The 12,859-nt window shown below is 42.4% G+C and carries 11 protein-coding genes; 9 read left to right on the top strand and 2 right to left on the bottom strand.

The window, feature by feature from the left end:
* The first annotated feature begins 101 nt into the window (after nt 1–101).
* From FPZ42_RS09975 to FPZ42_RS09945, 7 genes are all read left to right on the top strand, one after another.
* The gene (locus tag FPZ42_RS09975) at nt 102–1,490 is read left to right on the top strand and encodes a sigma-54-dependent transcriptional regulator (RefSeq protein WP_146270915.1); all 1,389 of its coding nucleotides are present in this window, start codon (nt 102–104) and stop codon (nt 1,488–1,490) included.
* A gap of 65 nt (nt 1,491–1,555) precedes the next feature.
* Nucleotides 1,556–3,004, top strand: a complete 1,449-nt coding sequence (locus FPZ42_RS09970; RefSeq protein ID WP_146270913.1) for a TonB-dependent receptor — start codon at nt 1,556–1,558, stop codon at nt 3,002–3,004.
* Nucleotides 3,005–3,067: 63 nt separating this feature from the next.
* Nucleotides 3,068–3,583: a DinB family protein gene (locus tag FPZ42_RS09965; protein ID WP_146270911.1), complete on the top strand. Its 516-nt coding sequence runs from the start codon at nt 3,068–3,070 to the stop codon at nt 3,581–3,583.
* A gap of 88 nt (nt 3,584–3,671) precedes the next feature.
* On the top strand, nt 3,672–5,306 hold the full coding sequence (locus tag FPZ42_RS09960) for a hypothetical protein (RefSeq protein ID WP_146270909.1): 1,635 nt from the start codon (nt 3,672–3,674) through the stop codon (nt 5,304–5,306).
* A gap of 54 nt (nt 5,307–5,360) precedes the next feature.
* Nucleotides 5,361–7,148, top strand: a complete 1,788-nt coding sequence (lepA, locus tag FPZ42_RS09955) for a translation elongation factor 4 (RefSeq protein ID WP_146270907.1) — start codon at nt 5,361–5,363, stop codon at nt 7,146–7,148.
* Nucleotides 7,149–7,211: 63 nt separating this feature from the next.
* Nucleotides 7,212–8,093, top strand: a complete 882-nt coding sequence (locus tag FPZ42_RS09950) for a bifunctional 5,10-methylenetetrahydrofolate dehydrogenase/5,10-methenyltetrahydrofolate cyclohydrolase (protein WP_146270904.1) — start codon at nt 7,212–7,214, stop codon at nt 8,091–8,093.
* Between the two features lie 204 nt (nt 8,094–8,297).
* Nucleotides 8,298–8,723, top strand: a complete 426-nt coding sequence (locus tag FPZ42_RS09945) for a hypothetical protein (RefSeq protein WP_146270902.1) — start codon at nt 8,298–8,300, stop codon at nt 8,721–8,723.
* Between the two features lie 17 nt (nt 8,724–8,740).
* Here FPZ42_RS09945 and FPZ42_RS09940 read toward each other — a convergent pair whose 3' ends face one another.
* Complete coding sequence (locus FPZ42_RS09940) at nt 8,741–9,073, bottom strand: Rieske (2Fe-2S) protein (protein WP_146270900.1); 333 nt, start codon at nt 9,071–9,073, stop codon at nt 8,741–8,743.
* A gap of 4 nt (nt 9,074–9,077) precedes the next feature.
* A complete protein-coding gene (locus FPZ42_RS09935) occupies nt 9,078–9,851 on the bottom strand; it encodes a hypothetical protein (protein WP_146270898.1) in 774 nt (257 codons plus the stop codon).
* A gap of 150 nt (nt 9,852–10,001) precedes the next feature.
* On the opposite strand from FPZ42_RS09935, the gene FPZ42_RS09930 reads away from it, so the two are divergent.
* Both FPZ42_RS09930 and FPZ42_RS09925 read left to right on the top strand, forming a co-directional pair.
* Nucleotides 10,002–10,625 carry a 7-carboxy-7-deazaguanine synthase QueE gene (locus FPZ42_RS09930; RefSeq protein ID WP_146270896.1) on the top strand — a complete coding sequence of 208 codons (624 nt, stop codon included), beginning with the start codon at nt 10,002–10,004 and terminating at the stop codon, nt 10,623–10,625.
* Between the two features lie 39 nt (nt 10,626–10,664).
* On the top strand, nt 10,665–12,572 hold the full coding sequence (locus tag FPZ42_RS09925; protein WP_261382269.1) for an OmpA family protein: 1,908 nt from the start codon (nt 10,665–10,667) through the stop codon (nt 12,570–12,572).
* Nucleotides 12,573–12,859: the final 287 nt, after the last annotated feature.

The raw sequence follows: 12,859 nt of genomic DNA, 5'->3' as shown, positions 1-12,859 counted from the left end.
TGCTTTTTTGTTTTTAAGCCGTAAAATAAACGGTGTTTAAAAAACTATACATTTTTTATATTAGCCGCAAAACATTACGCCTAAAAAACAGTTTACAACACATGGCTAAAATCTTAATCATCGATGATGAAAGGGCTATCCGCAGCACCCTTCGCGAGATACTTGAATACGAAGACTACACAGTTGAAGATATAGACAACGGGATTGATGGTCTTGAGCTGATCCGCAAGAATGACTACGACCTTGTACTGTGCGATATTAAAATGAACCGGATGGACGGCATGGAGGTATTGACCGAAGGCCTGCTCATTAAACCAGATCTGCCTTTTATAATGATATCAGGCCATGGCACGGTTGAAACTGCTGTTGAAGCCAGCAAAAAAGGTGCGTTTGACTTTATTTCTAAACCACCAGATCTTAACCGTCTTTTAATCACCGTACGCAATGCATTAGACCGCGGTAGTTTGGTTGTTGAGACCAAAACGTTAAAACGCCGTGTATCAAAGGTCCGCCCTATCCTTGGCGAATCTCAGGCTATATTACGCATCAAAGAAACTATTGAACGTGTTGGCCCTACAGATGCACGGGTACTGGTTACCGGTGCCAATGGTAGTGGTAAAGAGCTTGTAGCCCGTTGGCTGCACGAAAAATCGAACCGTTCAAACGGGCCTATCATCGAAGTAAATTGTGCTGCTATTCCATCAGAATTGATCGAGAGTGAATTATTTGGACACGAGAAAGGTTCGTTCACGTCAGCTATCAAGCAACGCATTGGTAAATTTGAATCTGCAAACGGTGGAACGCTATTCCTCGATGAAATTGGCGACATGAGCCAATCTGCACAGGCGAAAGTATTGCGCGCTTTGCAGGAAAGCAAAATAACCCGTGTGGGTGGCGAAAAAGAAATAGATGTAGATGTACGCGTTGTTGCGGCAACTAACAAAGACCTGCTTAAGGAGATTGAAGACGGTAATTTCCGTATGGACTTGTATCACCGTTTAAGCGTTATTCTTATACACGTACCGCCATTGGTGGAGCGTAAAGATGATATCCCATTGCTTACGCAAAGCTTCCTTGACGAAATATGTAACGAGTACGGCATGCCTACTAAAAAGATCTCGGAAGCTGCCCTTGAGGAGATGAAGAGATTGCCTTGGACAGGTAACATACGCGAGTTAAGGAACATGGTAGAGCGTTTAATTATCCTTAGCGATAAGACCATTACTGATGGCGACGTTAGGGCTTTTGCTAACCCTTCTGCCCCGGTCACCGCTTCTGCCGCTGCCGAATCTGCTGCAGCTGCACCGCAGACAGATTATGATAAGTTCACTAACTTCCAGGAATATAAAGATTACGCAGAACGCGAATACATCAAATTTAAGCTGGAGAAAAACAACTGGAACGTATCCAAAACCGCTGATGATATTGATATACAACGGAGCCACCTGTATAGCAAGATAGAGAAGTTTGGTTTAAAACGAGGCGAATAAATAAAACATTTGGCTGCGAAGCCCGGTAGTAATATCGGGCTTTTTTATTTTGGTAACTTTGCATTATGGCTACATCCGCTACAAACGATATCCACAGAAAAGACATCAGTACGAAGCAAAAAGCGCTAACCATTAACCTCGACCCCAAAATATATGGCTCCTTTGCGGAGATAGGCGCAGGGCAGGACGTTGCTGCGCATTTTTTTAAAGCGGGTGCTGCAGCAGGCACCATCGCCAAAACCATGTCAGCTTATGACATGATATTTTCCGACTCCATTTATGGGGTTCAGCAGGCCCGCAGGTATGTAAGCGAATCTCGCCTGATATCGATGCTTAACCATGAATATAGCCTGGTGATGGAAAGGCTATCTGCCATGCGTGGCGAAACCACTACCTTTTTTGCCTTTGCGGCAACCTTTGCTGCGCTCAATTATCATAAAACTAATGATGGCCACGGGTGGATGGGTCTGCGCTTCCAGATGGAGTCAAATGGTGATTTTCATGATGTGATCATCCACGTTAATTTGTTAGATAACGACAACAATCTGCAGCAGCAGGCAGCCGGGATATTAGGCGTTAACTTAATGTACGCCTGCTTTTATTATAAAGACCACCCAACCGTTTTCCTTGAATCATTGATGGATGATTTGAGCAGGGATCGTATACAGATCGATATGATCCGCTTTGAGGGGCCTGGCTTTAATAAGATAGATAACCGCCTGATGAGCTTGCATTTAGTTACATTAGGTTATACTGATGCTGCATTGTTTGGCCCGGATGGTAAAAACCTGCAACCATCAGAAGTACTGTACAAAAAACATGTGGTAGTTGTTCGCGGCCGTTTCAGGCCTTTGATCAACGTGCATCTGGATATGATTAACACCGGAGTAGAAAAATTCATGTCAGAGCCGGACATAGACAGGGATAAAGTTACCTTGATAACTGAACTTACGCTGCAGGCCCTAAAAGAGCGCGACGCAGATGATAGTGCTGAAATTGACGAAAAAGACTTTCTTGATCGTGTAGACATCCTTTGTTCTTTGGGACAAACGGTATTGATCTCCAACTTTCATCAATATTACAAGCTGGTTTCTTATCTATCGAAAATTACAAAGCTGAAGTTGGGCGTAGTTTTAGGTTACCCCAACCTTGAATATATCTTTTCAGAAAACCATTACAAAAACCTCCCAGGCGGTATTTTACAGGCATTCGCAACATTATTCAGTCGGGATGTTAAATTGTTCATCTATCCCACCCTTCGCGATGGCGAGATATGGAATAGTAAAAAATTCTCCTTACCGCCACACCTCATAGATCTTTACGAATATCTGCTTGTCAACAATAAAATTGAGGACATTGAAAATTATAATAAGAATAATTTGCAGGTAGAAACAGATAGCGTATTGGAGATGGTTAAAGCCAATCAGGCAGGTTGGGAAGATTTCATGCCGGTAGAAGTTTCGGCCATGATAAAAATGAGAAACCTGTTTGGCTACGGCACAAAAAACGAATAAGTTTCAGGGGATTGTTGTTATCTTAGTAAACGAAAACTAAATTCACCTAACAAACCAACGATCATGAAAAAATTATCGCTTGTGCTGGTAATGCTATGCTTTGCCTGCACCTCGTTTGCGCAAATGACCAAAGACCAGATAGTGGCTGAGTGGCAGCGCGCTAAAAAATACACCCAAGCCTATCTGGATGCTATGCCCGCAGATGGTTACACATTTAAACCAACGCCTGAGGTACGCTCATTCGCAGGCCAGATGCTGCACCTGGCAAACGCCAATTATTTTTTCTTAAGCACTATTGCAGGTAAACCTGTAGATATGAAAAATGATCTTGAGAAAAACACCCAACCTACTAAAGAGGCGGTTACCAAAGCAGTTAATGATAGCTATGATTTTGCTGTCAACGCCATACAGGGCATGACGGAGGATCAATTTAAACAAGAAGTTAGCATGGGTAAAATAAAAACCACAAAGGGTGTTTTACTGGCCAAAGCCTTTGAACACCAAACACACCACCGTGGCCAAACGACGCCTTACCTGCGTTTAAAGGGCGTTACTCCTCCTAACGAGATGTTGTTTTAAATTAAAGCATAAACTAATATTTGAAAGCCATGTTCTTAAACAGCACATGGCTTTTTATTTGCATTTTCCGGCTAATTAACAAATCCTAATGATGACATTTTCTGTTTGCTGCAAATATCTTTTCCCGCTATCTGTTACACTCATGAGCTTCTCGCGATGCCGATCGCAGCAGCCTGTTAAATTGGTAAAGGATACCGTTACAGTTATCAACGATAAACCGATAGCGGCATCAGATACTGCAGGTAAGCCACCGTTAAAAAACATGTTCGGCATTAACGCTTACGAATGGAATTTTGAGGAGAATCCCAAAGCGCCAAACGATCGTAACCATATTTACGAAGAGAATATGGCCATCATTAAAAGCTTTAGCGCTGTGCGGCATTACTTAAACTGGAATAAGTTAGAAAACACGATGGGCAATTACACCTACAATCCAACAAACAATGGCAGTTGGTATTACGATGTAATGTATGAGCGCTGCAAGAACAGTGGGATATTGGTTTTGGCGGACCTTAAGAACCTGCCGGTTTGGATGATGAATACATATCCCGAGGATGATCGCGACGATGAGAATGTACCGGCTTATTACAAGGCTGATCGAAGTAAGCCTGCGTCCTACATCGATCAGGCGCGCACAGCGTTTCAGTTTGCGGCAAGATATGGCTCAAACACAGCTGTTGACCCTAAATTAGTTAAAGTTGATAGTAAGCCGCGCTGGACTAATGACGTAGTTAATACCGTTAAGATTGGGTTGGGCTTGATCAAATACATTGAATGCAACAACGAGCCCGACCGCTGGTGGAAAGGTGACAAAGCAACCCAAACACCGGAAGAGTATGCTGCTAACCTTTCAGCCTTTTACGATGGGCATAAACACACGCTTGGCGCAGATGCAGGCGTAAAGACCGCAGACCCTAATATGAAGGTAGTAATGGGTGGATTAGCTACTGCCGACATTAATTATGTAAAACGGATGATCGCCTGGTGCAAAAAGTTTCGTGGTGTAAAGTCGGATGGCAGCGTTGACCTTTGCTTTGATGTAATTAACTACCACTTGTACGCCAATAATGGGAGTGTTTTTACACACCAACGCGCAAGTACTGGTATGGCGCCCGAACTTACAGAATCCGGCCGTGTGGCAGATGGATTTGTGAAACTGGGCAACGAAGTTAAGCGCCCGGTTTGGTTAACCGAAACGGGGTATGATATTAACCCTGAAAGTTACCAGCACGCACCGGCAATTGGCAAAAAATCAGCTTTGCTTACTCAAGCCGATTGGACTTTACGCAGTGCATTACTTTACATGCGACATGGCATTGATTGTTTATTCTTTTACCAGCTATTTGATGCTGCACCGAATAACTCCGGCCAGTACATGACATCCGGCCTTGCAGAGAGCCCCAAACGTCGCCCTGCGGCCGATTACATTTTACAAGCGGGCAAGCTTATGGGCAATTACAAATACGTTGGTACAATTAACGCCGATCCTTTGGTAGATAAATACATATCAGATAAGAGCATTATTTATGTACTTACCGTGCCAGATCAAAAAGGCAGAACTGTCGATTACATTCTGCCTGTTGCAAAAGCTTCGAAAATCAACTTTTATACACTAATGCCCGGCGCTGACAAAATGGACAGCAAGGAAATAAACGTTCTTGATGGGAAGCTAAAGATTACGGTAACAGAAACGCCGCAGTTTGTTCAATTTAGCACCAATTAAATCTGCTTAGAGGTATGCCATTTTCTCCGCTTAAAAACGTACTTTTGCGGCTGAATGAAGCACATCCGTAACTTTTGTATTATTGCACATATTGACCACGGTAAAAGTACCCTTGCCGATAGGTTATTAGAATACACCAATACCATTACCCAGCGCGAAGCACAGGCTCAACTACTTGATGATATGGACCTTGAGCGCGAACGTGGTATCACCATTAAAAGCCACGCCATACAAATGGATTACGAGCTTAATGGGCAGAAATATGTTTTAAATTTAATTGATACACCTGGCCACGTAGACTTTTCTTACGAGGTATCACGCTCAATTGCAGCCTGCGAAGGTGCATTGTTGATTGTTGATGCATCACAAGGTATACAGGCGCAAACCATATCTAACCTTTATCTTGCTTTAGAAAATGATCTTGAGATCATTCCTGTTCTCAATAAAATGGACCTTCCCGGTGCTATGCCCGAGGAAGTTAAAGACCAGATAGTTGATTTGATCGGTTGCAAACGCGAGGATATCCTTGCGGCATCCGGCAAAACAGGCATGGGAGTGCATGATATTCTGCGTGCCGTTGTTGAGCGTGTCCCTGCCCCTGTCGGCGACCCGGATGCGCCGCTGCAGGCCTTGATCTTTGATTCGGTTTTCAACTCATTCCGCGGCATCATTGCATACTTCAAAGTAGTTAATGGCGAGATCCGCAAAGGAGATAAAGTTAAATTTGTTGCTACCGAGCGCCAATATAACGCTGACGAGATCGGTACTTTAAAACTGAATCAACTTGCCAAAGATGTTATCAAAACCGGCGATGTAGGCTATATCATCTCAGGCATCAAAGAAGCCAAAGAAGTAAAAGTTGGTGATACCATTACCAATGTTGATCGCCCTTGCGCTGCCGGGATACAAGGTTTCGAGGAGGTAAAGCCTATGGTATTCGCGGGCATTTATCCCGTTGATACAGAAGATTACGAAGAGCTTCGCGAGTCGATGGCGAAGTTGCAGCTTAATGATGCTTCACTGGTTTTTGAACCGGAATCATCTGCAGCCTTAGGCTTTGGTTTCCGATGCGGTTTCCTGGGTATGCTACACATGGAGATCATCCAGGAGCGTTTAGAGCGCGAGTTTAACATGACGGTTATTACAACCGTTCCCAACGTATCTTACATTGCTTATACTACTAAGGGTGAAGAACTGCTTGTAAATAACCCAAGCGATCTTCCGGATCCATCCAAAATGGATTTTGTAGAGGAACCTTACATTAAGGCTACTATTATCACTAAATCGGAGTTTGTTGGCCCGGTAATGTCATTGTGTATACAGAAACGTGGTATGATCATCAATCAGTCGTACCTGACCTCAGATCGGGTTGAGCTTGTTTTTGAGATGCCAATGGGCGAGATCGTATTTGATTTTTATGATAAATTAAAAACTATCTCTAAAGGTTATGCTTCGTTTGATTATCATCAGATAGGTTACCGCCAGAGTGACCTGGTGAAACTGGATATCCGTTTGAATGCCGAACCGGTTGATGCATTATCATCATTGATACACCGTAGTAACTCATATGATTTTGGTAAAAAGATCTGCGAAAAGTTAAAGGAGCTTCTGCCCCGCCAACAATTCGAGATCATTATACAGGCATCTATCGGTGCAAAGATCATAGCCCGGGAAACGGTAAAAGCTATGCGTAAAGACGTAACTGCCAAATGTTACGGTGGTGATATCTCGCGTAAACGTAAATTATTAGAGAAACAAAAAGCCGGTAAAAAACGCATGCGCCAGGTAGGTAACGTAGAGATACCACAAAGCGCGTTTATGGCGGTACTGAAATTAGACTAAGAACTTATCGACGAAGGACAAAGGATTTTCTTTTGTCCTTCGTCTTTTATCAATATTCACAAAATGCAATTACTTGACGGGAAATACGTATCGGAAAAACTTAAAGGTGAAATAGCCGAAGAGGCAGCTAAAATTTTAGAGCGTACCGGCCGTAAGCCTCACTTGGTGGCGGTTTTAGTAGGCCATGATGGCGGAAGCGAAACCTACGTTGCCAGCAAAATGAAAAATTGCGAAAAAGTAGGTTTTAAATCTACTTTAGTGCGTTACGAGGATACGGTATCTGAAGAAGAGCTGCTTGTAAAAGTAGCAGAGCTTAACGCAGATGCCGATATCGATGGTATCATTGTTCAACTTCCGCTTCCAAAACATATCGACCCTGAAAAGGTAACCGAACGCATTGATCCGAAAAAGGATGTAGACGGTTTTCATCCTGTGAACCTTGGCCGTATGCAACGCAATCTGCCTTCGTTTATCCCCGCTACACCTTATGGCATTACCTTAATGCTTAAGGAATATGGTATTGAAACCGCAGGCAAACACTGTGTGGTAGTTGGCCGCAGCAATATCGTAGGTTCGCCTATGAGCATTTTGATGGCGCGTAACACTACGCCCGGTAATTGCACGGTAACCATTTGCCACAGTCGCACCCCTGATATTAAAAAGTTCACGCTTGATGCAGACATACTTATAGTTGCTATCGGTAAAAAGAATTTTATCACTGCCGATATGGTGAAAGACGGAGCAGTAATTGTTGACGTAGGCATGAACCGAGAAACCTCAACCACTACAAAGTCAGGCTTTAAACTTTATGGCGACGTCGATTTTGAAAATGTAGCACCGAAAGCTTCATGGATTACCCCGGTTCCGGGCGGCGTTGGTTTAATGACGATCATCGGTTTGCTTAAAAACACATTGGCTTCTGCGAATAAGGAAGTTTATCGATAAATTACTGCCTGTGATAACCGGCTCGCGACTGTTGTAGTAGAAGTTATGCGTAAGTTGATAAACTTTTGATTTACTGAGTTTTGGGATAAAAAACCGCTTTGGTTGTATATAATCCGCCTTTTTTTGTATCCGTTTAAGTTGTTTTTCCGTAAAACGAAGTGATGATTTGACCTATCGGTCGATAATCCCCCATCAAATCGTTACATGAAAATTGTTCTTCCTTTTCTATTCGTTCTATTTGTTTTTAATGCTTTCGCTCAAACTCCTCAGGGTTGCATCATCGTATACCCTTATGGCACAGTACCGGCTTATCCAAATGTTTATGGCACTTTGCTGACCGGTGTCTCTGTACCAACAACCCAAGCTGCTGATATACAAGGCAAGCCGGTTTACAATGGAAATATTTCAAGCCCGCCCGGAAACTACGCATGTTATATTAATCCAAATCCTACTTCAAAAAGAGAATGCGCTGTTAGAGGTGGCACCTCTTCATCTAATTATGTTTGGTACGGTGGTGTATTCGCTCAGAATTATTACAAATGCCCTATAGATGATTATTTGTCTCTATTAATGTTGCCAATTAGTGGTTTGGGTCATTACTTCCTAAGAAAAAGGCAAATCATTTTTTGAATCTATTTTGATAGAATTCATTTTCCGAACACTTTGTTCCAGAAAGATTCGATGCCAACGTATAGTTGACCATCTCTAACTTCAATAGGATAAGTTTCAATAAAATCATTCTGCCCTGGATTACCCTTGCCCGTTTGCAAATCATAACCATAGCGGTGAAACGGACAAATGATCTTGCCATCCTTACACCAGCCACCGCTTAGTTCAGCGCCGGCATGTGGGCAAATGGCACCAACACAGTAAAGAGAATCTTGGTAATTGACAATACAGATGTTTTTACCGCCGACTTTAACCTTCTTAATAAATGGCTCAGATGATTGTTTTATATTAGGAACTACGTACCACTTCATCCCCCTAATAATCAACTTTAAGGTTCATCAATGAAGGGTCTTTCATGATGTCGTCCATGTTGGTGATAAGCGTTACCTGCTTCCGGTCGGCAGAGAGGATGGCTTTAGGATTGCTTACCTTTTTTACAGGATGTGCAAAATTCATCACCACCTTATAGGGCATATCAATTAGCATAGCCTTTGCAGCAGCGAATGTCGATTTAGTTTTCTGTAAAAACTTTCCAAATTTGATCTTATCTATTATGCGTGAGAAACTGTGCGGCGTAACTTCATAAACATAATAATCCTGCCCGGCAACAAAGCGCTGTACAGAAAAAGCATTGGTATTTTTAGATGCCTTTTTAGGATCTATCAGATCAACCGCCGGCGTATTTACGGAAACTGTAGAGATATGCTGAAGATAATATTGCAGTTCGGCAGGCGTTTTAGCAACGTGGCTCATACTAACCTGCATAAGGCCTTTGTTTAGCTCCATCTTTACCGAAAGGTCGCTGCTTTTGGCCATAGAAGCCTCTTCCGCATTTAGCTTGGCTGCCGAGCTATCAGGCAGTGCATCATAAAAATTAAGCGTGGTATCTTTAGCAAGGCTGAACTGTGGTGTAGCCCTTACCGAATCAGTAACCAGGTTCATTAGGATAGAAACCGCTTTACTCATATCAAAGCCATAAACAACCTTGCATGATCCATCTGCCTGGAAATCGTAATGTTCCTCAATATCAACGCATGAGCTTAATCCTAACAACGCAACAAGCAACATTGGGATGTACAACTTTCTCATACGCAGTATTTTTTGTAATTATAAATATTTTAGCTGAAAGGTAAAAGCCCAAGTGTAAGCTTAAAATTATCTGCATAATATCATTTTAAAGCTTTTACCCTTCGCCTTTAACCTTTTACCTTCAAAAAACTTACCTTTGCACCCTTAATTATGGCACACCAGGTTCCGGAAGATGGCACATTGCTTCCTTTAATGGAAGAGTTTTACACGATACAGGGCGAAGGATACAACACCGGTAAGGCAGCGTATTTTATCCGCCTCGGCGGGTGCGATGTAGGTTGCCATTGGTGCGATGTTAAGGAAAGCTGGGATGCTGAGCTGCATCCGCTTACGCTCTCAGATACGATAGTTAAAAATGCCATGCAGCACCCATCCAAAGCTGTGGTGGTTACTGGCGGCGAGCCGCTGATATATAATCTTGATTATCTTACCGGCCAACTACAACAGAACGGCATCAAAACGTTTATAGAAACATCGGGTGCTTATCCCCTTTCAGGTAGTTGGGACTGGATCTGTCTTTCGCCTAAAAAGTTTAAGGCACCTACCCAACAGGTTGCCAACAAGGCCAATGAGCTAAAGGTCATCATCTTTAATAAATCTGATTTTGCTTTTGCAGAGCATCATGCCAGCCTGGTTGGGCCTGATTGTAAATTGTACCTGCAGCCTGAATGGTCAAAACACCAGGAAATGACGCCGTTGATCGTAGATTACGTAATGGCAAACCCCCAATGGGAAATTTCGTTGCAAACACATAAATACCTCAACATTCCATAGTCTTTTTGAAACATAGCGCATCAATTAACGTATAGGTTGATGATGCAAAAATTCTGCTTTCTTATATTCACTTTTTGCCTGGTTGCTGTTTCTGTTTTTGCGCAGGATAAACGTTATAGCACCAACAATCAGGAGGCCATTAAAAATTTTGCGCTTGCTAACCAAAGTATAGATGACCATCTGTACGATGAAGCTATCTCCTTACTACAAAAGGCCGTTGATGCCGATAGTAAATTTATTGAAGCACATGCGCAACTTGGAGATGTTCTGCGGATGCGAAGGATGTACAAACCGGCGGTAGAGCAATTCCAGAAAGTTATCACCCTTGATCCGGAGTTTAACAAAGGTATCTATCTAAAAATCGCTGATAGTGAGATTCCGCTTGCCATGTATGAGCCAGCCTTACATCACCTCGAAAAGTATGTAACCTATACCACTAATACTCCGCAAAATATTTCTTATGCACAAAAGCTAATTGCAGATTGCAAGTTCAGCATACAGGCCATTGCCCATCCGGTAGCTTTTAAGCCGATTAACATGGGGCCCGAGATCAATACTGCTGATGATGAGTACCTGCCCGTTGCCACTGCAGACGAAGCTGAATTGATATTTACCCGTAAAATCAACAACAACGAGGACTTTTACAAAAGCATGAAAGCTGACAATAAATGGCAAAAGGCCACTTATCTCAGCAATATTATCAATACGCCAATGTATAACGAGGGCGCGCAATCTATCTCGCAGGATGGTAAGTACCTTTTCTTTACAGGATGTAACCGCCCCGATGGTTTAGGCAGGTGTGATATCTATATTGCCCAAAAACGTGGTGACGATTGGGCCAAGCCTTTTAGTATTGGTGCGCCATTAAATACCAGCGGATGGGAAGCGCAGCCATCCATAAGTGCAGATGGACGAACCATGTATTTTGTAAGTAACCGCAAAGGCGGCTACGGGGGTTATGATATCTGGAAATCTCACCTTACAGATAAAGGCTGGAGCGAGCCTGAGAACATGGGCCCCGGGATCAATACGGCTTATGATGAGCAATCGCCATTTATTCACCCGGACGACAGCACGTTTTACTTTTGCAGCAGTGGCTGGCCTGGTTTGGGTGCTAAGGATCTTTTCGTTAGCAGATTAGGTAAAGACGGCAAATGGCAGAAGCCTGAGAACCTGGGCTATCCTATTAATTCATCTGGTGATGAGAACGGTTTAACACTCACTGCAAATGGCAGTTACGCCTTCTTTGCCTCAAATGCGTTAAAAGGTTACGGTGGTTTCGATATCTATACCTTTGAAATGCCTGAGCGTATTCGCCCTAAAGTGGTCACTTACGTTAAAGGTACTGTACTGGACAAAAAGACAAAAGCGCCACTGGAAGCTGCCGTTGAGATTATTGATCTGCAAAAGGACTCTCCTGTTTACCAGGATTACAGTTCTGAAGATGCCGGCGAATTTTTAGCTACGCTGCCAACCGGTAAAAATTATGGTTTAAATATTTCGCGGGAGGGCTATCTGTTCTATTCGGATAATTTCTCGCTTATTGGTTTAAAGGATAAAAAAGCTTTTAACATAACCGTATCGTTATCTCCTATTGAAGTGGGTAATAAAGTGATCTTGAAGAACATTTTCTTTGATACCAATAAATTCGATCTTAAACCGGAGTCAAAGGCAGAACTTCAGAAGCTGGTAGAATTTATGGAAGTTAACCCTACCATCAAAATTGAGATCTCAGGTTTTACAGATAACGTGGGTAACAAAGACGCTAATCAAACCCTCTCAGAGAAACGAGCTAACTCAGTATACCAATATCTTGTCTCAGCAAAAGTAAAAGCTGATCGTCTGGTTTATAAAGGTTATGGTGAAACACAGCCTATAACAGATAATGCAACAGAAGAAAACCGTGCGTTAAATCGTAGAACAGAGTTTATGATAATTGCTAAGTAATTAGATTTAAACAGTGTAGTACAAACCTTATATTGCATTTTGATAGAATATGAATTTCTTTTTTGCCAAACTATTTGAAGACTACCAAAAGAAAAGAAGTGTGTCTGCAGATATCAGTATTACTTACTATATTGGTTTAATATATTTTTTCTTGTTATTCATTATCACTTTGCCAATAAGTGAGATAATTAATAAACTGTACTATAACAACGATCTCCATTATAATCGGTTTTACCTTACTATAGCGGTGTTGGGTTCCATGATTGGCTTGACATATATTGCGTATA

The sequence above is a fragment of the Mucilaginibacter achroorhodeus genome, from assembly GCF_007846095.1.
Lineage (GTDB): Bacteria > Bacteroidota > Bacteroidia > Sphingobacteriales > Sphingobacteriaceae > Mucilaginibacter > Mucilaginibacter achroorhodeus.
The sequence above is the reverse complement of the archived record's forward strand: the minus strand, read 5'-3'. Positions and strand labels throughout refer to the sequence as shown.